The sequence below is a fragment of the Marinifilum fragile JCM 15579 genome (assembly GCF_001310955.1).
GTDB classification, from domain to species: domain Bacteria; phylum Bacteroidota; class Bacteroidia; order Bacteroidales; family Marinifilaceae; genus Marinifilum; species Marinifilum fragile.
Window position 1 is genome coordinate 212,447 of record NZ_BAZX01000002.1, and the last position, 22,499, is coordinate 234,945.

24 protein-coding genes are annotated in these 22,499 nt (G+C 36.5%); 10 read left to right on the forward strand and 14 right to left on the reverse strand.

The genetic code is table 11. From position 1 onward, the window contains the following. Positions 1-38: 38 nt before the first annotated feature. Positions 39-1,028 carry a tryptophan--tRNA ligase gene (gene trpS / locus JCM15579_RS02800; protein ID WP_054715404.1) on the reverse strand — a complete coding sequence of 330 codons (990 nt, stop codon included), beginning with the start codon at positions 1,026-1,028 and terminating at the stop codon, positions 39-41. A gap of 155 nt (positions 1,029-1,183) precedes the next feature. Then, positions 1,184-1,627, reverse strand: coding sequence for a YqaA family protein (locus JCM15579_RS02805; protein WP_054715406.1), 444 nt, complete (start codon positions 1,625-1,627; stop codon positions 1,184-1,186). Between the two features lie 119 nt (positions 1,628-1,746). Here JCM15579_RS02805 and rbfA point away from each other — a divergent pair, with 119 nt between their 5' ends. The 4 genes from rbfA to JCM15579_RS02825 all read left to right on the forward strand — a co-directional run bounded on the left by rbfA (position 1,747) and on the right by JCM15579_RS02825 (position 4,721). After that, positions 1,747-2,082 carry a 30S ribosome-binding factor RbfA gene (gene rbfA, locus JCM15579_RS02810; RefSeq protein ID WP_054715409.1) on the forward strand — a complete coding sequence of 112 codons (336 nt, stop codon included), beginning with the start codon at positions 1,747-1,749 and terminating at the stop codon, positions 2,080-2,082. Between the two features lie 15 nt (positions 2,083-2,097). Continuing rightward, positions 2,098-3,312 (forward strand): ABC transporter permease, encoded by a 1,215-nt coding sequence (locus JCM15579_RS02815; protein WP_054715411.1) that lies wholly within the window; start codon positions 2,098-2,100, stop codon positions 3,310-3,312. Between the two features lie 78 nt (positions 3,313-3,390). Then, positions 3,391-4,071, forward strand: coding sequence for a hypothetical protein (locus JCM15579_RS02820; RefSeq protein ID WP_054715414.1), 681 nt, complete (start codon positions 3,391-3,393; stop codon positions 4,069-4,071). Then, entirely contained in the window at positions 4,071-4,721 is a 651-nt protein-coding gene (locus tag JCM15579_RS02825; protein WP_054715417.1) for a hypothetical protein, read from the forward strand. Before JCM15579_RS02820 ends, JCM15579_RS02825 begins: the two co-directional genes overlap by 1 nt. Positions 4,722-4,805: 84 nt before the next feature. Here JCM15579_RS02825 and dusB read toward each other — a convergent pair whose 3' ends face one another. Next, the gene (gene dusB, locus JCM15579_RS02830) at positions 4,806-5,801 is read right to left on the reverse strand and encodes a tRNA dihydrouridine synthase DusB (protein ID WP_054715420.1); all 996 of its coding nucleotides are present in this window, start codon (positions 5,799-5,801) and stop codon (positions 4,806-4,808) included. Positions 5,802-5,980: 179 nt separating this feature from the next. Between dusB and JCM15579_RS02835 the strand changes: the two genes are divergently transcribed. After that, entirely contained in the window at positions 5,981-6,901 is a 921-nt protein-coding gene (locus tag JCM15579_RS02835) for a CPBP family intramembrane glutamic endopeptidase (RefSeq protein WP_054715423.1), read from the forward strand. Here JCM15579_RS02835 and JCM15579_RS02840 read toward each other — a convergent pair. After that, positions 6,863-7,627, reverse strand: coding sequence for a hypothetical protein (locus tag JCM15579_RS02840; RefSeq protein ID WP_054715426.1), 765 nt, complete (start codon positions 7,625-7,627; stop codon positions 6,863-6,865). The genes JCM15579_RS02835 and JCM15579_RS02840 overlap by 39 nt on opposite strands. A 162-nt stretch (positions 7,628-7,789) precedes the next feature. On the opposite strand from JCM15579_RS02840, the gene JCM15579_RS02845 reads away from it, so the two are divergent. The 4 genes from JCM15579_RS02845 (at position 7,790) to JCM15579_RS02860 (ending at position 10,662) form a co-directional block, all read left to right on the forward strand. Next, a complete protein-coding gene (locus JCM15579_RS02845; protein ID WP_054715429.1) occupies positions 7,790-8,203 on the forward strand; it encodes a hypothetical protein in 414 nt (137 codons plus the stop codon). After that, positions 8,176-8,592 carry an energy transducer TonB gene (locus tag JCM15579_RS02850; protein WP_054715432.1) on the forward strand — a complete coding sequence of 139 codons (417 nt, stop codon included), beginning with the start codon at positions 8,176-8,178 and terminating at the stop codon, positions 8,590-8,592. Before JCM15579_RS02845 ends, JCM15579_RS02850 begins: the two co-directional genes overlap by 28 nt. 370 nt (positions 8,593-8,962) lie before the next feature. Beyond that, positions 8,963-10,135 (forward strand): hypothetical protein, encoded by a 1,173-nt coding sequence (locus JCM15579_RS02855; RefSeq protein ID WP_054715434.1) that lies wholly within the window; start codon positions 8,963-8,965, stop codon positions 10,133-10,135. An 89-nt stretch (positions 10,136-10,224) separates the two neighbouring features. After that, a complete protein-coding gene (locus JCM15579_RS02860; RefSeq protein ID WP_083464503.1) occupies positions 10,225-10,662 on the forward strand; it encodes a septal ring lytic transglycosylase RlpA family protein in 438 nt (145 codons plus the stop codon). An 88-nt stretch (positions 10,663-10,750) separates the two neighbouring features. Here the strand turns inward: JCM15579_RS02860 and JCM15579_RS02865 are convergent, their stop codons facing one another. From JCM15579_RS02865 to JCM15579_RS02875, 3 genes are read right to left on the reverse strand one after another with little or no spacing between them, the layout of a single operon-like run. Further along, positions 10,751-11,512: a succinate dehydrogenase/fumarate reductase iron-sulfur subunit gene (locus tag JCM15579_RS02865; RefSeq protein WP_054715437.1), complete on the reverse strand. Its 762-nt coding sequence runs from the start codon at positions 11,510-11,512 to the stop codon at positions 10,751-10,753. Between the two features lie 3 nt (positions 11,513-11,515). Next, complete coding sequence (locus JCM15579_RS02870) at positions 11,516-13,456, reverse strand: fumarate reductase/succinate dehydrogenase flavoprotein subunit (RefSeq protein ID WP_054715440.1); 1,941 nt, start codon at positions 13,454-13,456, stop codon at positions 11,516-11,518. A 20-nt stretch (positions 13,457-13,476) separates the two neighbouring features. Next, positions 13,477-14,133 (reverse strand): succinate dehydrogenase cytochrome b subunit, encoded by a 657-nt coding sequence (locus JCM15579_RS02875; protein ID WP_054715443.1) that lies wholly within the window; start codon positions 14,131-14,133, stop codon positions 13,477-13,479. 389 nt (positions 14,134-14,522) lie between these two features. Between JCM15579_RS02875 and JCM15579_RS02880 the strand changes: the two genes are divergently transcribed. Beyond that, positions 14,523-15,314, forward strand: a complete 792-nt coding sequence (locus tag JCM15579_RS02880) for an alpha/beta fold hydrolase (protein WP_054715446.1) — start codon at positions 14,523-14,525, stop codon at positions 15,312-15,314. 134 nt (positions 15,315-15,448) lie between these two features. On the opposite strand, the gene JCM15579_RS02885 is transcribed toward JCM15579_RS02880, so the two are convergent. The 7 genes from JCM15579_RS02885 to JCM15579_RS02915 form a co-directional block, all read right to left on the reverse strand. After that, complete coding sequence (locus JCM15579_RS02885) at positions 15,449-16,540, reverse strand: 5'-nucleotidase C-terminal domain-containing protein (RefSeq protein ID WP_054715449.1); 1,092 nt, start codon at positions 16,538-16,540, stop codon at positions 15,449-15,451. Positions 16,541-16,572: 32 nt separating this feature from the next. Then, a complete protein-coding gene (locus tag JCM15579_RS02890) occupies positions 16,573-17,181 on the reverse strand; it encodes a metallophosphoesterase (RefSeq protein WP_054715452.1) in 609 nt (202 codons plus the stop codon). An 87-nt stretch (positions 17,182-17,268) separates the two neighbouring features. Further along, positions 17,269-17,463 (reverse strand): DUF1289 domain-containing protein, encoded by a 195-nt coding sequence (locus tag JCM15579_RS02895; protein WP_054715455.1) that lies wholly within the window; start codon positions 17,461-17,463, stop codon positions 17,269-17,271. A gap of 319 nt (positions 17,464-17,782) precedes the next feature. Beyond that, positions 17,783-18,169, reverse strand: a complete 387-nt coding sequence (locus JCM15579_RS02900) for a hypothetical protein (RefSeq protein ID WP_110363696.1) — start codon at positions 18,167-18,169, stop codon at positions 17,783-17,785. Between the two features lie 224 nt (positions 18,170-18,393). Continuing rightward, positions 18,394-20,856 (reverse strand): helix-turn-helix domain-containing protein, encoded by a 2,463-nt coding sequence (locus JCM15579_RS22110; RefSeq protein WP_083464510.1) that lies wholly within the window; start codon positions 20,854-20,856, stop codon positions 18,394-18,396. Positions 20,857-20,941: 85 nt separating this feature from the next. Continuing rightward, complete coding sequence (locus JCM15579_RS02910; RefSeq protein WP_054715463.1) at positions 20,942-21,178, reverse strand: hypothetical protein; 237 nt, start codon at positions 21,176-21,178, stop codon at positions 20,942-20,944. A gap of 83 nt (positions 21,179-21,261) precedes the next feature. After that, positions 21,262-22,497 carry a hypothetical protein gene (locus JCM15579_RS02915; RefSeq protein WP_054715466.1) on the reverse strand — a complete coding sequence of 412 codons (1,236 nt, stop codon included), beginning with the start codon at positions 22,495-22,497 and terminating at the stop codon, positions 21,262-21,264. Between the last annotated feature and the right edge of the window lie 2 nt (positions 22,498-22,499).

Genomic DNA, 22,499 nt, shown 5'->3' on the forward strand with positions numbered 1-22,499 from the left:
AGCTTAAAAGCTGGCTTTTTCTTTTAAATATACTGAGTTTAGAATTTTCTAAAACCAATTAATCTGCGAACTTCTTCAATTGTTTTAGCAGCACTTTCACGTGCTTTTTCAGCTCCCAATTTGGTTACCTTGTGTAAGTATGCATCATCTTGCATGATGTCTAAAATACGCTCGCGAATCGGGCTTGTAAAGTTGATAATATCTTCAGCCAACTGTTTTTTCATATCGCCATAGCGAATTTCACAATTGTTGTACTTGTCGTTAAAGAAATCGTAAGTATCCTTTGCAGAAACAATATCCATTAGTGTAAACAGGTTCTGAATTGCTTCAGGTTTTTTCTGGTTCATTTCAGTTGGACCACTGTCCGAAACGGCTTTCATTACTTTCTTACGGATATCTTTTGGATCATCAACCAAACAAATTGCATTTCCTTCCGATTTACCCATTTTACCCGATCCATCTAATCCAGGAACTTTAATAAACTCGCCTGTGTATGAATAAGGTTGAGGAATTGGGAAAGTTTCTTCGCCATAAATGTTATTGAAACGACGCGCAAATTTACGTGCCATTTCCAAATTTTGCTCCTGATCTTTTCCTACTGGAACTTGATGAGCTTTGTGAATCAAAATATCCGCAGCCATCAGTACAGGATACGTTAACAAACCTGCATTAACATTTTCTGGTTGTTTACGAGCTTTATCCTTAAAAGAAGTTGTTCTTTCCAACTCACCCAAATATGCATTCATGTTCATCAACAAATACAATTCAGGAATTTCTGGTACATCACTTTGTACGTAAACTGTTGCTTTTTCAGGATCAATTCCACAAGCCAGGTACTCAGCTAATACGCGCTTTACGTTGATGTGAAGATCTGCAGGAGTTGGGTGCGTAGTCAGGGAATGCCAATCAGCAATAAAGAAAAAGCAATTGTTATCGTTTTGCATTTGCACAAAGTTCTTCACCGCTCCGAAGTAATTTCCCAGGTGTAAGTTACCTGTAGATCGAATTCCACTTACTACTGTCTTCATTATTCAATTCATTAATCGCTCAAATATGAGCTGTTTATACTTAAAAATTTTAGTTCGACAAAATTATGAAACCTATCCGATAAATAAAATAGTATTAGGTAATTCTATCGTTATTGAAAATTTAATTTGATTTTTTAGATTTGAAGTTTGGGATTTTAAGACAGAGCTTGCACCGTTAGCCAAGCCCAAACCACATATCTGCAAACTTTACCGGCCGCCATAAAAAGTGCCATCCAGTATGGATTGGTGCGTAATAATCCTAATCCGATTGGAATCATATCCCCTATAAAAGGAAGAAAAGCAAAAAAGGCAAGCGCATTTCCTTTATTTCTGAGAAACTCTTTGGATTTAATCGCTTTATCAGGTTTAATTTTTAGCCATTTTTCGATTCTCTCCAATTTACCCAAGTATCCTAAATAGTAACCCGTTAAGCCACCTAACCAATTGCCTAAACTTGCAATGGCTACTGTGAGGCTGATATCAAAACCAGAATAAACACAAAGACTAAGAATAGCCTCTGAGCTAAAAGGAAGAATGGTTGCTGCCAGAAAACTTGCTAGAAACAATCCCCAATATCCATATTCGATGAATTCAAGCATGCTGCAAATGTATAAAAAGCAAATGCTTTTATTAAAGAACTTTAACTTTTCCGCTCTTCTACTTTTCAAGACTTTTCAAGACTTTATTATATCTTTGTATAAAATTTAGAAAAGTATATATGGAGACCACAAGACAAAGCAAAGTTTCAAGATTATTACAAAAGGATTTAGGATTGATTTTTCAGCAGGAAGGACGAAATCTATTTGGAGGAAAAATGATATCGGTTACCACTGTAAGAATTAGCCCGGATTTGGGACTTGCAAAGGTGTATCTTAGTATTTTCCCTTCAGACAAGTCGGAAGAAACGCTTGAGGTGGTTAGAATGAACACCAAAAACATCCGTAGAATTCTAGGAACCAAAGTTGGTAAACAATTAAGAGTGGTTCCCGAATTGGCATTCTATATCGATGATTCTTTGGATTATATTGAGAATATCGACAACCTATTGTCATAAACTCTTCCACCGAATTTGAATCTACCTTTTCACATAGCCAGGCGATACCTGTTTTCCAAGAAAAAACAGAATGTTATCAATATCATTTCACTAATTTCAGTAGTTGGTGTTACGGTTGGTACCATGGCTTTGGTGATTGTGCTGTCTGCCTTTAATGGTTTGAATCAATTTATTGATAAGCAGTTTAGCAGTTTCGATCCCGATTTAAAAATACTTCCTGCAAAAGGCAAAACATTTGTTCCCGATTCAATTTTCGGACAAATTAAAAACATGGAACAAGTGGCATTCTATTCCGAAGTTTTGGAAGAAAATGCGCTTCTCAAATATGGTAATCGTCAACGACCTGCAATTGTAAAAGGAGTTGATGAGAATTTTAGCTTGATGACAGGTATTGATACCATGATAACGGATGGGAGTTTTGTGTTGGATACAAAAAAGTATCAGTTTGCCGTGTTGGGGTATGGTGTAGCATTAGATTTGGGTGTAGGATTAACCTTTGTTGATCCCATTAAGTTTTATGTGCCAAAACGTAATGCCACTGTCGGACACAATCCAATGAATTCATTTAATACCGAGGTAATATGGCCATCAGGATTTTTTCAGATTCAAGCCGATTTTGATACACAATATACCTTGGTTCCTTTAAGTTTTGCACGAAAATTATTCAGTTATCAAAACGAAGTAAGTGCCATCGAGCTCGGAATAAATGATTCTGAAGATATTGATGAGGTAAAATCGGAAATACAAGAAATGCTTGGCGATGATTTTCAGGTAAAAAATCGTTTCGAATTACACGATGTCATTTATAAAATGATGAAGACAGAAAAGACCGCAGTCTTTTTCATTTTATCATTTATTTTGGTGATTGCCTCCTTTAATATCATAGGTTCATTAACCATGCTGATATTGGATAAAAAAGAGGATGTTAGCACCTTAAGAAGTTTGGGTGCCAATGAGAAAACCATAAGGCAATTGTTTCTAATCGAGGGTTGTTTGATATCCATTTCGGGTGCGCTTTTAGGGGTAGTTTTGGGCATAATAGTTTGTTTTCTACAAATCAAATTCGGATTTGTAAAATTGGCCGCAGGAAGTTTCTTTATGAACTCTTATCCTGTAAATGTGCATCTTTCTGATATTTTTATCATCTTTATAACGGTTGTATTGATTGGGTATTTCGCATCGCGTTTTCCAGTACAATACATTACCAAAAGATACTTGCAGTTTAACTGATAAGTATTTCCTACTACCGATTAATAAATAGGAATCTAGTTGATTTCTAATGGCAATAACTTATTAAAAATTACCGAAATGAAGAAGATTTTTGTATTCTGTGTGCTAGCATTTGGAATTTCAATCTTTGTAAATGCTCAGCAAACAGCCTTAACTTCCGATGGAAAAGTTGTGATTCTTTACGACAATGGAACCTGGACTTATGCCAATGTAAAACTTCCCAATACAGATACTAAGGAGATTCAAAAGAAAGCAGGAGAAGTTACAGTACCAACCAATGTATCTGTTGTAGATAATTCTCCTATTAGTTTGAAAGATGCCACCCTTGAAAAAATGGCATTTATTGAAGGACAAAGTGAAAAACTTTCGAAATATTTTAAAGACAAAAATATTGTTCGTTGCGATTTTACTTTAATATCGAAAGATGGAAAAGCCGTATTGAAAACAGATTGGAAAATTATGAACGGTGAAGCCTATTCGTATTTTGGATTCATAAAAGAAGGAAACAAAATCTCTTTGGAGTTAATAGGCGGCAAAACAATTGATTTGGTTTATACCAAAGAGTTTGAGCCTAAAGAGTATGAGAAATATGGATTTTCGACTTACTCAGCAGAACTGGAATTAAACGAAGAACAAATTCGTTTGTTGAGAAATTCGATTGTTTATAAAGCACATATGACTTGGAGCAGAAGAACAGAAGAATATAAAGTTGTTGCGCCTTCATATTTTATAAAATCATTACCTCAAATTATTGAATAATGAAGAACTTATTGCTTGTTGCAGTACTTCTTTTTTGTGGCATTTATACAGTAGATGCTCAAATGAGATTGAGAACTCCAGATGGAAGAGTTGTATTACTTTATGACAATGGAACATGGAAGTATGAAGAAGTAAAAAAGTCGGACCCTAAACCAAAGGTTCCAGTTAAATCAGACATTGAATTATCTAAACCAATTTTACTGAAAAAGGCCAAATTAAAATCTGAAACAGTTATAAAAGGAGTCAGTTTAAAACTCAAAAAGTTTTCGGAAAACAAGAATATTGTAAAATGTGATTTTCAGTTGGTAGCAGATGAAGAAAAAGTGATTCTTAAAACCGAATGGAAGATAATGGATGAGGAAGGTTTTCGATTTTTTGGTTTTATCACAAAGAGGTCAAAAATCGATTTAGAATTGTCTAATGGAGAAATTGTAAGCCTGAATTATTCAAGAGATTTTGAGCCCAAAGAATATCCGAATTACGGTTTTACGATATTTAAAGCTGAACTTACTTTAAGTGAAGATCAAATTAGAGCATTACAGAAAGGATACATCACAAAATCAAGTATGCAATGGAGCAGGAGAGTTGAAGAATACGATGTTTTTAACCCTGATTATTTTATTAAAGAGCTTCCTAAGATTTTAAAATAGTGCTTGGTTAAGAGAGCAAAAAACACAAAAAATGCAAAGATGAGATGTCTTTGCGTTTTTTGTGTCGTTTAGTTTGTGATTTTTTTAATCTTCTTCTATTTGTAGTTCGCCCCATTCTGAAGTAATTTTATTCAGAATTACCATTAAATCATCATAGTGATCCGCACGAAGCATATCGATACGAGTTTGCTTAAAATTGTACAATCCTTTAAACATGCCTGCCATATGTCTGCGCATGTGTAAGATTCCTCTTCTTTCATCAATCCAGTCAATAGCAGCATCGATTTGTTCTTTTAGCATGTCTACCTGTTGAGCAACGGTTGCGGGAGGAAGCAATTCTCCAGTTTTCAGATAGTGTTTCACATCCCTAAAAATCCATGGTTTTCCAACGGCAGCACGTCCAATCATAATGGCATCAACACCATATTTATCAAAGGCCTCTTTTGCCTTTACAGGATTGGTAATATCACCATTTCCAATAATCGGAATGTGCATTCTTGGATTGTTTTTAACCTCACCAATTAAGGTCCAATCTGCTTCACCTTTATACATTTGGCAACGGGTTCTTCCGTGAATGGTAAGGCCTGCAATACCAACGTCCTGAAGTTGTTCTGCAAGCTCAACAATAATTTTTGAATCAGCATCCCAACCCAATCTGGTTTTAACCGTTACGGGAATATCTACTACTTTTACAACTTCTTCTGTGATTTTTAGAAGCTGTGGAACGTTTCGAAGCATTCCAGATCCTGCACCTTTGCTGGCAACTTTTCTTACCGGACAACCAAAGTTTAAATCAAGAAAATCAGGCTTGGCTTCTTCAACAATTTTGGCAGCTTCAACCATTGGATCAACCTCTTTCCCGTAAATCTGAATGGCCACAGGACGCTCTTCTTCCAGGATGGTAAGTTTTTTCATGGTTCTGTTTACCGAACGAATCAATGCATCCGCTGAGATAAACTCCGTGTACATTAAATCGGCACCATAACGCTTACACAACACTCTAAATGGAGGATTGGTAACATCTTCCATTGGAGCCAATAAAACTGGCTGTTTCCCTAAGTCCAAATTTCCTATCTTCACTTCAGCTTTTTTTATATTCGGTAAAAATTAGTGCACAAAGATATAATAAAGTCTCGAACAGTCGAATTGTCAAATTACCACACACATGATTTGCTTCATAACGGAGTATTGATTTGAGATTTGGAATTTGATAATTGCCTTTTGTTGCTAATTTTGTGTTTCAACCAAAAAAAAGAAACATGTTAAAAGGATCTTTTAGTCATCATAGCCCATTTACCCATTTGATAATTAGTTTAATTGCAGTAGTTGTATCTTTCCTGCTAGCCATGTTTGTAGGTACTGTGTTGGCATTAATATTTTTTGACATTAACATTTTTACAGATTTACAAGCAATTGATATAAACAGTGATACTGTAAATATTTCGGTTTTAAAATTTTATCAGTCGGTTTATTCTGTTGGAATGTTTATAATTCCTCCTTTTATTATTGCATTTTTGGTAAGTAAAAAAGTTCGTGAATATTTGTTTTTAGCCGAAAGTACAAATGTATCAAAGGTATTGTTGGCAACATTTATTATCATTTTTTCACTTCCCATGATTAACCTTCTGGCGCAGCTAAATTCCCATTTAAGTTTACCGGAATTCATGTCGGGTATCGAAACCTGGATGAAAAATAGTGAGGAACAAGCAAAAGTTGTAACCGAGAAGTTTTTGGTTATGAATTCAACTTCGGATTTACTGGTGAATCTTGTGGTTATTGCATTGATTCCAGCTATTGGAGAAGAGCTTTTATTTCGTGGAGTTTTACAGGGAATCTTTGGAAAGCTAACAAATAATATTCATTGGGGAATTATTATTACGGCATTCTTCTTTGCGGCACTTCACATGCAATTTTATGGCTTATTGCCACGTATGGCAATGGGAATACTTTTCGGATATTTATTGATTTGGTCACGAAGTTTATGGGTGCCAATAATCGCACATCTGGTAAATAATGGAATGGCTGTTATTACCAAATATTATATCGATAAAGGAAATGTTCCAAAAGAAATGGAAACCATAGGAGCCAACGAAAATTATTGGTTCACAGGTTTAATTTCGGTCATAATTGTATTGTTGTTGCTACGAGTTTTCAGAAACATTTGTAAAAGGAAGGCTTAGAGATGCTTTCTCGGCCATTTTAACTTGTTCTAACTTTTCAAGTTCACCTTTTCTCCAAACATATACAACACCGTATTCTGAACATTTTTCACGCTTTTCTTCATCACTTAGCGATCCAAACTTCTTTTCAACCTGGTTCCAAAGATCAAGAATAAGCTTATCAGCATCTTCACGAAACTCTGCAACTTTTTCGGAGAATCGATGGGTATTATTTTGTAGTGTTTTTTGATAATTGAATGCTTGTTTAAAATTGTCACAATTAACGCGCACCAGTGCAATGGAAGGACTGTAAATTGGATTTCCCCCCATTCTGGTTCTTTCCTGCTCACCTTTAATCAATTTTTCTCCCCACTCAATTACTTTCGAATCTTTTAATAGGGAAGGAGTGGCTTTCGAATTTTTGCGAATGCCGTAAAATTCACGTACCTCAGGTTTCATTTCACCTCGAATGATGCAAAAGTTTAAAACTTGTATAAAATGAGATACATACAAGCGAGCTTTTCTCAGTTTCTCGTTGTACTCTTTGCTTTTACTCGATTGCTGACTTAATGCCTGCCTGTGATTTCTTATGGCAAGCTCGTAATGAGGAACAAAAGTTTCGATTCTTTGGTACAAAGAGTAGGAGAAAGCCAAGTCAAAACGATTGACTCTCATACTGATACTTAAGGCTGCTTTAAGAGCACGTACACGTGCCGTGTCGGTATTTGGTAATCTGCGGTAAGGCATTAATTAATATGGTTTAAGCAATAATGGTATTGTGATTTGCGAATATACAAAAAATATATGTTTCTATTTTACCGTTCGCAGTTAAGATTTTATATAAATGAAAATTATAAGTGAATCATAGAATAATTATGCATACTTTTATGCAATAATAAAATTGTAATTATGGAATATACATTGATTTTAATTGTTGCTCTGTTTTTCACTCAAACCTTATATTCCCAGAGCGACACAATAGTTTATTACAAAGGTCATGCTCCATGCGATACAATACATGGTGCCGATAGACAAGTGGTATTCCAAAGGAAGAATGATAAGAAGTCCGTTATGATGACTTTTGAGTTAAAAAACAACCAATGGAAGCTTGAAAAAACAGAGATCATAAAGCGAATGAGAAATGGACGTTATGCTATCGGTGGTGGTACCAATAATATTATCAGATCTTATAAAAAGATAAATGGAGGTTATCAGGTAGAGGAGTATAATTATGAAGGAAAATTAAGGAAAAAGGGTTTAAGCAAAAAGATGTTTCCTTTGCATAGAGTTGGACAATGGCAGAGCTATACGACAATAATGTAGTAGGTATTGAGGTATTTAATGAAGAATTAATGGTTCAATCATACACTATTTTTAAAGGTAGAAATCTGCCTAACAATATTTATGCAAATGCAGATACTATTGCCGAATATAAAGGAGGAGATGATGGATTTGCTAAAGATTTGGCACACAATATTGAATATCCAAGAATTTGTCAGGAAAATGGAATATCTGGATGTGTTTTGGTTTTGTTTGCAGTTGATGAATCAGGCATGCTTGCTGATATTCAAATTTTGAAAAAAGTAGACCCTTATCTTGATGAAGCAGCAATTGAAGCCATTAAAGCCTGCAATAAATGGAGACCTGCGATAAAGGATGGAAAACCAGTGAAATTATATAATATAGCTCCTGTGAATTTCCTGCTGCGATAAATTTTCATACAATGGTCCACAAGAAATGACCTGATTAGGCTTAAAATTTTAAAACTATCTCTATTTGGAGGTAGTTTTTTGTTGATTTTCATTATTGTAGAACAATTCCACAGAACTTGTCCATTAAATTCCACAATTGATAATTTTTTTTCTTTTACAAGTATTTTTGACCACCTGTAATAAAAAGCATAACTGCTACGTTTATAGATTGTTAGTTTAATTGTGGAATAGAGTAGGGTATATTCGCTTGATTTCGGTATTTTAATTGTAAAGGATTTAAGATGAGAAATTAAACGAAATTTTTAATCGAAACCAGTTGTAAAATACTGGAAAATCACATTCGAAAGATTATCAACTAAAATTTAAGGATATGAAAAGAAACATTGTTGCTGTAGGAATGTTGTTGGCTTTTTCAGCCGCACTTTGGAGTTGTTCAAGTTCTGATGATAAAACACCAGAACAGAATCAATCATTAGAACAGAATCTTACTTCAGAGACTCAATCATTAGCAGTTGCTGTTGATGAAATTACTGCCTCAGAAGGATATGGACTGATCACCATGAGTGATAATACAAAAGAAGGAACAGAAGAAGAATCGGACGAAAGATTTTCATATGGTCACACCATTACTCTTGAAGATATTAAAGGTGTTTATGAGTATATTCTTCCTGTACCAGATGAAGGAACTAGTACTAAAATGGGTAATGGTTATTGGAATTCAGCATTTGAAAGAGTGGGAGATAGTGATTTTTTCGTAATCAATTTACCTCAGGAAAAGGCTACAAGACCTTGGAAACTGTATGTAGGGGAAGATGGTGATTCAGAATTAGATAATGATTTTAATATTACCGCTTCACAATACAACTCTTCAACAGTAATGAATAGCGAAGGGTTTGAGTTTGACTACTTATTAGATGCTGATATTACAATTGAAGAAGAAGCTGCGGGAGCAATTTTTGTTGATTGGAACATGAACATGTCAACAAATATGAGCTGGGATTATGAATCAGAGTTTAGCTTCCCTAATGGATATTCTGTGGGTCATGAGTTTCAGTTTGGCGATACAACCGAATTCGCTTACAATTTGAAGAAAGATGGTGAAGTATTATTCATGGAAGAAGTGGAATATATTCGTTCTACAGAAGAAGCTGAAGCAGAATACGAATATGCTCTTACAATAGGCAATATAAAGATTGTGAAGAATTCTTCAAGTGAAGAATACATGGTATACCGTAATGGTGAATTAGAAGAGGATGCTGTAATTACTGTTCTTCATAATGAAGATACAACTACAGGCGAGGGAGAAGAAGATGAATCAGATCATGCATTCTGTAGAGGAGGACTTGACATCAAAATTACTTTCACAAATGAAGATGGTACTCAAGAGGAAGTAATACTTTCAGAATTAATCGGTGAGGAAACTCTTGAACAACTTGACGAGATCTTTAGCTCGATGCACGATATGTACTTTGTAAACAAATTGGTTGACAGAGTAGCAAAGGAAGCTTACGATATTAATATGGGTGAAGGAGCTGGAGAATAAATTTCAGCTAGAAAATACAGATTAAAATCCGGCCAATAGGTCGGATTTTTTTGTGCATCTTTATTTCAACTGTCACAATAATAATCCAGATGAAAATAATTTGTATAAGCTTACTCTTGAATTTCATTTTCTCCTCTGTAAATTCTCAGGATAAATTGGATTATTCTGAAGAAGGCAAAGCAAGTTTCTATTCTGACTATTTTGAAGGAAGAAAAACCAGTTCTGGTGAGATATTTTGCCAAAGGAAGTACACAGCAGCTCACAAGAGCCTTCCTTTTGGAACTTTGGTAAAAGTGGTAAATATGGAAAATAAACGCTCTGTAATCGTCTTAATTAATGATAGAGGTCCATTTGTAAAAGGACGCGTTATTGATTTATCCAAAGAAGCCGCAAAACAATTGGGAGGTTTAATTGAGGGAATTTATCGTGTTCGGATTTCAATCCATAAAAAGGATGAGGATTACATTCAGGTTAAGCAAGTTTTGAAACCTGTTCCGAACCAATCATTATCTTTATTCTTATATTAGGAAAGTTCCATATAAGAAAGTATAAGTGCCTATAAAAAAGAGCGCTACCCTAAAGGATAGCGCTCACTATATTTGGATTTCAGTCTAATTAATCCTTGATTTTTGCTGCTAAGAACTCACGGTTCAAACGAGCGATGTTTGCAATAGAAATTCCTTTAGGACATTCTACCTCACAAGCACCAGTGTTGGTACAGTTACCAAAACCTAGCTCATCCATTTTAGCTACCATGTTCTTCGCACGACGAGAAGCTTCAACACGTCCTTGTGGCAATTTAGCCAAGTGAGAAACTTTTGCTGAAACGAATAACATAGCTGAAGAGTTCTTACAAGTAGCAACACAAGCACCACATCCGATACAAGCAGCAGCATCCATTGCTTCTTCTGCATCATCCTGTGAGATTGGAATTGCATTACCATCAGGTACACCACCAGTATTTACAGAAATGTATCCACCAGCTTGTAATACTTTTTCAAAAGCAGTACGGTCAACAATCAAGTCTTTGATTACTGGGAAAGCACCAGCTCTCCAAGGCTCAATGGTGATTGTTTCGCCTTCTTTGAATTTACGCATGTGTAACTGACATGTTGTAATGTCATCATCTGGTCCATGAGCACGTCCATTGATAAACAAGCTACACATACCGCAAATACCCTCACGACAATCGTGATCGAAAGCGATAGGCTCTTGTCCATCGTTAATCAATTGCTCATTCAAAATGTCCAACATTTCAAGGAAAGAAGTACCTCCTGAAATATCATTGATTTTGTAAGTTTCAAACTTACCTGCAGTTTTAGCGTTTTTTTGACGCCAAACCTTTATAGTTAATTCTTTAATTACTTTATCTGCCATGGTTTACTTGTATGAACGTTGTGTCAATTCTACAGTTTCAAACACTAAATCTTCCTTATGCAATACAGGCTCTTGGTTTTCTCCCTTGTACTCCCAAGCTGATACATAAGTGAAGTTGTCATCGTCACGTTTTGCTTCGCCTTCCTCAGTTACTGATTCTTCACGATAGTGACCACCACAAGATTCGTTACGATTCAAAGCATCACGAGCCATCAAATCACCCAATTCAAGGAAATCTGCTACACGACCAGCTTTCTCCAACTCGATGTTCATTGCATCGAAATCACCAGGGATACGAACATCATTATAGAAGTCTTCTTTGATCTTAGCAATCTCAGCAATTGCATATTTCAAACCTTCTTCGTTACGAGCCATACCTACGTAATCCCACATAATGTTTCCTAAACGCTTGTGGAATGAATCAACCGATTTGCTACCTTTTACATTGTATAGTCTCTGTAGACGCTCGTTAACAGCTTTCTCTTTCTTATCGAATTCTGGGTGATTCAAGTCGATACGAGGAGTTTGAATTTCGTCAGCTAAGTAATCACCAATTGTGTATGGTAATACGAAGTAACCATCAGCTAAACCTTGCATCAAAGCAGAAGCACCAAGACGGTTACCACCGTGATCAGAGAAGTTAGCTTCACCAATTGCATACAAACCAGGAACAGTAGTCATCAGGTTATAATCAACCCAAGTTCCACCCATTGAATAGTGGATTGCAGGATAGATCTGCATTGGCTCTTTGTAAGGATCTACGTCAGTAATCTTTTCATACATCTGGAATAAGTTTCCATAACGAGCTTCGATTACATCTTGTCCCAATCTTTCGATTGAATATTTAAAGTCAAGGTAAACGGCTTTTCCTTCAGCGTTAACACCGAAACCAGCATCACAACGTTCTTTAGCAGCACGAGAAGCAACGTCACGTGGTACTAAGTTACCGTATGATGGGTATCTTCTTTCCAAGTAGAAATCACGATCTTCATCAGCGATATCATTTGGTCCCATTTCACCTTTTTGCAATTTAATTGCATCTTCTTTTTTCTTTGGAGTCCAAACGCGACCATCGTTACGAAGTGATTCAGACATCAAAGTCAACTTAGACTGCTGCTCACCGTGAACAGGAATACAAGTTGGGTGAATCTGTACGAAACATGGGTTTCCGAAGAATGCTCCATTTTTGTATGCTTGCCAAGCAGCACCACCGTTACATCCCATTGCGTTGGTTGATAGGAAGAATACGTTACCGTAACCACCAGTTGCAATTACAACTGCATGCGCACCGTGACGTTCAATTTCACCAGTAACCAAGTTACGAGTGATGATACCACGCGCTTTTCCGTCAACAATCACAAGATCCAACATTTCGTTACGCTCGTGCATTTCGATCTTTCCTTGTCCGATCATGCGGTTCATAGAAGCGTAACAACCTAATAATAGCTGCTGTCCGGTTTGACCACGAGCATAGAAAGTACGGCTTACCAATACACCACCGAATGAACGGTTAGATAGAGTTCCTCCATACTCACGCGCGAATGGTACACCTTGAGCAACACATTGGTCGATGATGTCACCACTTACCTCAGCCAAACGGTATACGTTTGCCTCACGTGCGCGGTAGTCACCACCTTTAATTGTATCATAGAACAAACGATAAATAGAGTCATTATCGTTTTGATAGTTTTTAGCAGCGTTAATACCACCCTGAGCAGCAATAGAGTGAGCTCTACGGCCTGAATCCTGGTAGCAAAATGCTTTTACGTTGTATCCCATTTCTGCCAAAGAAGCGGCAGCAGATCCACCGGCCAAACCGGTACCTACAACGATAATATCTAATTTTCTCTTATTCGCAGGACTAACTACCTTAATAGCAGCTTTGTGTTTCGACCACTTTTCAGCTAATGGTCCGGCTGGAATTTTCGAATTTAATACTGTCATAACCGTTTAAATATTAACAATTAAGCAAAAAAGTGTAAATACAAAGGAATAATAATGAATCCGCCAGAGATAATAATTGCGTAGATGTAACCCGCTCTTTCCAAACGTGCTCTCCAAATAATATTACTCATTCCGATAGATTGGAATGCTGACCAGAAACCGTGAGCCAAGTGTAATCCCAATAAGATTGCACCAACTACATAAAGACCAGTGTATACCAGGCCTGTTGATCCATTAGTAAATAGGTTCTTTACCAATTGATAATCGTCATGTACATTTCCTTGAATTTGAATTGGCACGAAGAAATGCATCAAGTGCATTGCAATGAAAACCAACACAAGACCACCCAAAACAAACATGTTTCTTGAAGACCAGGTACTGCTGTTACCCAAGTTCTGCGAAGCATACTTTTGAGGACGAGCTTTCTGATTTTGCAATGTCAAAATGATTGCATAGATGATGTGCACGATAAAGCCACCAAATAAAACTGGCTGTAAACCAAAGCGGATTACCGGCATTGCCATAAAGTGTGCTCCTGCATTAAATAACTCTCCTGTGCTATCAAACATCAAGAAGGAGTTCAAGATCAAGTGCACCAATAAAAATAGTACAAGGAAAAGACCTGATAAACTCATTATCAACTTTTTCCCAATAGATGAACTTAAAAAACTGCTCATAAGTTTAAAGATTTAATTAGACTGTTTATTTATAAGCTTTTACTATAATTCCTTGCAAATGTAGACGCTCCCCATGGCTGAAACAATATTTAGGAACATATACAATTTATTTAGATTGATTCTAGGATAATCCTATGATTCAGGTTTTTAGAAAATTAGAATTATAAAACTAGGTATAATTCTAGCTATAAACCAATTAAGGAATATTTTCCGTAATGTTTTTTTTTAAAACGATGCAATTTATTAAATATTTGTATGTTATAGAACAAGCTTTTTTGATATTCTACTAATTTAGAATGTCATTAAAACTTGTAAAAAATTGTTTTATCCGATAAGAATACAATTTGCTCTTTTGCTGTGTGTTACTTGTTAAAATATCAAATTTGCATATGGATCAGTATTTAGAACTGGAAAATTGTCGATTACGATACAGAGATAATGGGAAGGGAAATACAGTAGTTCTTCTTCATGGATATCTTGAATCAGTAGAAACATTTGAAACTTTTGCCAATGATCTTTCTCGATTGGCCAGAGTAATTACCGTTGATTTACCAGGACATGGATCCTCAGAGTTAAAAAGCGATTCTTGCAGTATTGATCAGATGGCAGAAGCTGTTAACCAATTGGCTGAACATTTGAATTTGAAGCGAATTAATATCATAGGTCACTCCATGGGAGGATACGTAGCATTGGCTTACGCCGATTTATTTACAGAAAAATTGGAAAGCTTTTGCTTGTTTCATTCAACGCCAAATCCGGATACCGAAGAGAAAAAAGCCAATAGACAGAAGGAAATTGAACTGGTGAAAAATGGGAAAAAGGAGCTGATCTGTAAAACCAGTATTCCTAACACCTTTTCGAATAACAACCTGAAAAAGTTTGAACACGAAATTGAAAGAATCACCAAAATTGCTTGTAATACTTCTGATAAAGGAATTATAGCTGCCTTGGAAGCCATGATGAATCGTCCTGATCGAAATCATGTGGTAAAAGCTCTGGATATGCCCAAGGTGAGTATCATTGGGAAAATGGACAATTTTATTCCACTACAGGTAGCTGGGCAAATTGCCAAAGAGAATAATTTAACTCCTTTTGTATTGCAAACATCAGGACACATGGGGTTTATTGAGCAACGACAGGAATGTTTACGTGAGATTTTCCGTATTATTTATGAATGTTGATTTTTAACCACTAAGGATAACAAAGTATTTTACGAAGGAGCACAAAGTAAAATGAATTGAAAAGTCTCACTAAAGGATTAAATATACCTTTGTGAGACTTCGTGATATCCTTTTGAGTACTTCGTGGTTAATTTCTATCTTTCCCCATAAAGCAACTCATATTCTTTTTTGCTGGCAGTATCATGCCATTTTTCCGGAACTACTTTCCAATTGTTGTCACATTTAATGTCAACCATTCCTTTTTCCTCTATCCACTTCATTAGGTAGTAGCGAAGGTCTTTGGTGGTTGAGTTAATCAATCGAGTGGTTAATTCTTCTTTCGTTAGGCCAGCACCTTCGGTTAGATGGTTACCACCACCATTTCCACGATAAGAATTTAAAGCTACTCTATAGATTTTATTATCATCGAACTTTTCACCCGAACTCAAGCCGGAAATCTTAATTCTTTTCCCGTAAGGCTTCGATACATCAACGGTATAATCAATTCCTTCGGCCGAATCGTAATTGAAAAACATGGTGGTTAATCGGCTGCCTTTTTCAGTTGTTGAAATGTATAGCATCGGATCATTTGCCGATTTCATTTGCTGAAACCAGTTGTTGTAGCTAAACTCCAGAAAATCTTTAATTTCTTTCCCGCTAAGATTCATGGTGTATAACAAATTCTCAAATCGATATAGCTTAAACAGATCACGAACCTGTAGCTCACCCGAGTCGATAGTGGCGTTGTAGGATAGAGGAGCAGCAAAAGAAATATCTGCATCAGCCAAATCCATTTGAATGTTCTGAATCAAATCAATAAAAGGAGAATCGCCAAACATGGCATCCTTTGTGGATATGCTTTTTTTGAAGCTTCCTACTTTTCGCGATACATAAGCCTCTACTTCTTTAAACAAAGGCGTAAAATGTTCAACGTATGCTTTCGATTTTTGAACATCGGAAATTTGTACCAAATTTGGTTTTAAAGTTTTGTCGTAGGACTTCTTCTCGTTGTTCCATTTTAAATCAACCACAACTTCAGCCAAAAATTGAGCTCTACTTTTAGGATTGATCACCAAAACTTTTTCTTTATCCGTATTTTCGAACCACGCAATTTGCTCATGATGATCGTGCCCACAAATCACCATATCTATACCTGGAACTTGCTTGGCAATCAGAATAGAAGCATTTTCATGACTCATCTCATTTTCATGTTCTTCACCAGCACCCGAGTGAAACAATCCAATCACAAAATCAGGCTGTTCTTTTTCCTGAATTATTTTTATCCACTTTTGGCTGATTCAACCATCGGTTCGAAATGCATTCCCGACCAAATTTTCTCTGGCAACCATTTCGGAATTGCAGGGGTGATTAAACCCAAAACTGCAATTTTTACACCTTGTTTCTCGATTATGGTATAAGGCTGGAAATATGGCTTCCCATCGGAGTTCTTTACCGCATTAGCAGCCATCCATGGGAAATTCAACTCATTTACCACTTTATCGTATACCGCATGTCCTGGCTCAATGTCATGATTCCCAACCGTAGCTGCATCGTATCCCATGTAATTCATTACATCAGCACAAATGTGTTTGGTTTCCGTTTTTTCGAAGTTCGAATAGTAAACCAAAGGATCGCCCTGAAGGATATCGCCATTGTCTAATAAAATTACTTCTGCATCAGCTTTTTTTCTCTGCTCGCTAACATATTCGTATACCTGGGCTAGCGAGCTGAAAGTTTCCTGTTCGTTTACCAAATCGTATGGAAACAATGCTCCGTGAACATCACTGGTTCCGTATATTTTTAATTGTAACTGTTCTGCTTTTTGAGGTCCACATGCCGAAATCATCAGCATGATAATCATAGCATAAAAGATTGATTTTAGTTTCATCCGTTTTGGCTTATTTTCTGATAATGTGATTTGAAAAGGACCGTAAAGTTATAAAAAAGAACAAAATATTTTATGTATGATAAGGATCTATCTAAAGAATACGCCTGAAGATGTATCTGGAGCATTGGTTCTTTTTCTGGCTTTTTCCAGTACCTCTTTCTTTTCATCATCGTTGTAAAGCGACCAGTTTCCAATTTCTTCTGTAGTTCGCTGACATCCAAAACATACGCCGTTACTGTCTTGTCGACAGATTTTAATACATGGTGATTTTACTTCTTCCATATTTTAGTTTGTTTATTTAAATTCATTACAAATAAAGATTAAAAAGTCTTTTTTTCAAAATTTGAACTTGAATTTATCCCAAAGAAAAATCCCGAACCTGTTCAGCCCGGGATTTTCTTCTAACCACTATTTACTAACCTAAATCTAATTCTATGAAAAAACTTCTCTGTTTTGTATATTACAAATGTAGGGTAGAAATGTGCTAAATGGTTTAAACAAAAGTTAATGAACCTTAAAAGTAAAGATGATTAGAACAATTTTTTGAAAATAGATACGAATGATTGAATCAGTAGCTGACAAAAGCATAGGATAGCTTGGCTTATTCATACACAAATTTAGATCCAGAATTTTCTCCCACAAAACACTTAAGGTTCTTGCTTTTATTTTTTATTAGTACATAATATGAGTTGCCTACTTTCTGAAGAGTATCGCCAATTTCCACCAATTTATAGATTCCTTCATTATCATTTAATGAATGAAAATAAAATGAATCTCTGCTCTCAATATTGACCACTCTAATAAATAATTCTTGCCTTGTATTTCTATCTATATACTTATTTATTACTTCTGCTTTATATGTTGATCTGTAAAATCCCTGATAACTTCTTTTCTTTAGGCTAAATGGATTAATAAATACAAGAATAATACATCCAATAATTAGAATGATGCTTTTGTGATATTTCGTTAAAAGTTTAGTTATTTCCATAGCAATTAATTTACCCAATTTGGTTTGCACTGACTAGCGAATTGTCTTGGTAGTTCCTAATTCTTTAACTCAATTATTCTTCTAGCTCGCTCTTCAGTGTTTTTATCTTTAATGACTTCTTCCAAGAGCTTTTCAATGCTATCTTTAATAATAAAACTCATCTGTTATTTTTGATTTAGAATGTTTTATTCTATTAGTTGTATCCTTGGATTTTTGGCTTCAAATCAATTCGTCTTCTCCTTCGAATTTCTCAAAAAAGACTGCACGTATCGTAGTTCCGAATAGCTGTAATCATTCCCCAATGCTTCTTTTACGGGGTTTAAACTATCGGTGCCATGTTTTTTGAACTGCTCTTTAATTTTTTTGATTTTTTTTCTTTCCACAAACTCTTTTAAATCGAGCATGCCCAAGCCTACGTAGTGAGCCAGGTGCGATTCGATAGTGGTTTGTGACAAGTTGCGCAGGGCTGCAATTTCCCGAACATTTTTGCCCTCGGAATACATGTCGTAACTCACCTCCTTGGTGTTGGGTTTCTTTGGTTTTTCTTCTGGTTCGGGCGTAAAATTAAGCATGCCCAATCCTTTTTCTTGCCTGTATTCCATTACCAGCTTTATTACCTCGCCACCATATCGTTCAATTTTCTTTTTCCCAAATCCTTTTACCGCTTTTAGCTGGTCGGCCGAGCATGGCAATAGGTTGGCAATATCAACCAAGCTGCGTTGCGAGGCAATCATATAAGCAGGAGCATTTATATTCTCCGATAGCTCTTTACGCCAGCTTTTTAATTTTCGAAGCAAGGTAGGATGTTCCACATTTTCATCTACCACATCGCTTTTTCGTTTGGCTCTAAAACGAACTTTTTCCAAATGTGCCTTGGCCCTGATATCCAAATAAGAATCAAGCTTAAACCCATTGAGGCATGCCTTTACACAGCTAAGTTTCACGTGCGAAAGCTCGTGCAATTGCTTCAGGTATTCTTCAATCAGCTTTTCAATGGCCTGATTATCGGTTTCAAACGAATGATTGTTTAAGATGGAAATTAGATGCTGATCGAGCTTATCGGTGAAATACTTGCAGCCATTTTTTATTCTTTCCTGTGCTTCCTTGTTGTCATCCAATTTTTCATCGCCAAAGCAATACCTTTTTAAACTTGGAATAAACTTATCGGCAACAGTTAAAATTTCGGTTTGGAAGGCATCGAAACCAGCTTTGATTTTTTCAGGCAGATTGCCCTGGAAAGCTTTCAGGTTATCTTGTAGTTGCTTGTTGATGTTTCGATAAACCCTGTAAAGATCGGAGTAGGTAAACAGCTCTTCCAACAGCTGAAACTGGAAACTTCTTTTTGCCATTTCCAATTGTTCTTCCCTTGGCGGATTTTTCTCGATGTATTGGGTGAACTGAGAAACAGAACGATCGCAAATGATACCGCTTTCGCTTAATTTGGATTTTAATACCAAACCTTCGAGAGTTTTGCATCGGCTCAAAGCCACATAAACCTGACCATGAGCAAAGGCTGCATTGGCATCGATTATGGCCTTGTCGAAAGTCAAGCCCTGGCTTTTGTGAATGGTGATGGCCCAAGCCAATTTCAGTGGATATTGAGTAAACTGACCAACCACATCTTCCTGAATCTCTTTCGATTCCTGGTTGATGCTGTATTTAATGCTTTGCCACTCTTCAGGATGTACCTCAATTTCGGAATGATCGTCTTCACATTTTACCAGAATGGCATCTTCTTCGAATCCGGTAACGGTACCAATTTTTCCATTGAAATATAGTTTTTCGGGCGAGCTATCGTTCTTAACGAACATTACCTGAGCACCTTTCTTTAATTTCAAATCTTCATCGGTAGGATAGGAGTATTCGGGAAACTGTCCATCAATTCTGGCACTGAAAGATTCTGTTTTGCTTTTAAGCTTTTCCAGTTGTTCTTCGTTTATTTTTTGAGCTCGCGCATTGTGCGTAGTCAATGTAATGTAGCCATCCTTATTTGTGGGATTAAAATCAGGCAAATATCTTTTTTCCAATTCTTTGAATGAGGCCTGGGAAAGATGGTTGTTCCTGATTTCGTTTAAGATTTGAATAAAATCCTGATCTTTCTGGCGATAAACATGTTTTAACTCGATGCTAATGTGTTGCGAGGAACGAAAAGCACGACTGCTAAAGAAAAAGGCGGTATCGTAATGCTGGCTGAGCAAACTCCACTCCTCATTTTTTACGACAGGAGGCAGCTGTTGCAAATCTCCAATCATGAGTACCTGTACGCCACCAAAAGGCAGGTTTCGGTTCTTGAATTTTCTCAGCACTTCATCTATTCCATCCAGCAAATCGGCACGAACCATACTAATCTCATCAATAATGAGAAGATCCAAAGATTTAATTAGGTTGATTTTTTCTTTGCGGTATTTGCGCACCGAAGCCTCGCTTGCATTGGGTTTTTCATTCAGGATTTGACCAGGGAGAATGGGGCCAAATGGCAACTGAAAAAAGGAATGTATGGTAACCCCTCCCGCATTAATGGCTGCCACACCCGTTGGTGCAACCACGACCATTCGCTTAGGCAATTCAGCCTTAAGTTGTTTCAGAAATGTGGTTTTACCAGTACCGGCTTTTCCTGTCAGAAAAATTGTGGTATTCGTATTTCTAACGAATTTATGTGCAAGTTCGAGTTGTGAATTGGATTCCATTTTGTTCAAATCAATATAAGATATTAAAAGTACAAAATGTTTATGATTCACCCGTTTTTATATGGAATTATTGATTTCTTTTGACTCAGTGGCGAGAGTTGTCGGAGATGGAGTAGTGAACATAGCAAGTGTATCCTAAAAAATTATCTTGCCTTTTGGTTAAGGGAAAGTTTTGAGGTGTTGCGTTCTTCTTTAAGGTTTTAAGTTGAACATGTATATGAAGTTCTTTTACTTTCTGATCGGTTTCTTTTAAATTGATATTCGAAATGATCCAGGGATATGAAATATCTAAAGCTTGAGAAAATATTTTGTATTCATTCATGTCCGAGATTTTTTAAATCGAACCCTGAATCAATACTCAGGGTTCGAAAGAATGATTATTTGCTTTTGCTAATACGAATAGATCTAAAATGCGTATTTAAAGTGCAGAAGAAATCTTGTGCTACTTACAAGATCAGAGTCTCCAACCTTGCCGTCGGCCTGAATTGTTCCGTAGGCAGTACCAGTGTGAATAATCTCTCCACCAATCTTCATTTTACCAGCCAGGAATTCAATTCTTGGAGCCAGCTGGTACAGATAGTCGATGTTTGAACCGCGGCTGTATAGGCCAACGAAGCTATCTCCATTTTTAGCCAAATCATCATCTGCTCCCAGGTTGGCGCTATAACCAGCGTTGAAACCGTAACGAACATTTCCTGTTGTTGTGAAAATATCAGAAGTCAAGTTCCAGGTTTTAATATTTGTGTACTCATAATCGCCATTCGACTTTACATTTTTCACTCCATAGCCACCAATCATGGTGAAGTTGTACATGTTTTGTCCGTAGATACTCTGGATGTTCCACTTGAACTTTTTGCCTGTGATGCCCAACCAATAGTTCATGTAGTAGCTTCCCAGTTTCTCATCGGTTTTAATTCCGGCAGAATTAACCGTTAAAGGCATAAGGGTTCGGTAACCTAAAGTAAGTCCTGTAGAAACTGCATTTGACAATTTGGTTTCGAAACGAGAACTGATCTCAGGAATACTTGACTGCTGAGCGTACTTCACGTTTGCACCCTCAGGTCCTGTACTTTTAAAGTCCATCTCAGAAAGCAGAGCGAAGCTTAATTTGCTATTGTTGAATTTTCTGGTGTATCTCAACTGAGGTGCACGATTCAACAATCCAAAAGGAACTCCTGCTCCCCAGTGCAATACTCTTGGGAATGCAGACTCAATGAACATTGGATGCCAGTATTTACCCGCAAGCAGTTGATCTTTGTCCCAGTCAAGCTTGATGAATGCATGACGCAGGCGAAGCAATCCGCTTTTATCGTTCGAGGTTCCTACAAAGTCACCTTCAATAACGGCTGTTCCTTTTGCTCCGAAAGCTTCAAAACCACTTACCGTAGCATTCAAACGAGACTGAATGGTAGTCATAAAGAACTCTGATCGATCGTTTAAATCATAGCCTTCCAAATCTAAAGATTCAGGAGCTGGATAAAGAAGGATTGCTCCTTCTCTGGCATTAATGGTTTTGCGTGTATCGAAATAGGTTTCAGCGGCAACAAAGCCTTTGATTTTAACGTTCACTTTTTCCTGTGCCTTTGCAAGAGATCCAAAACAGATCAATAATGCAGGTAGTAAAAATCTAAGTGTTTTCATTT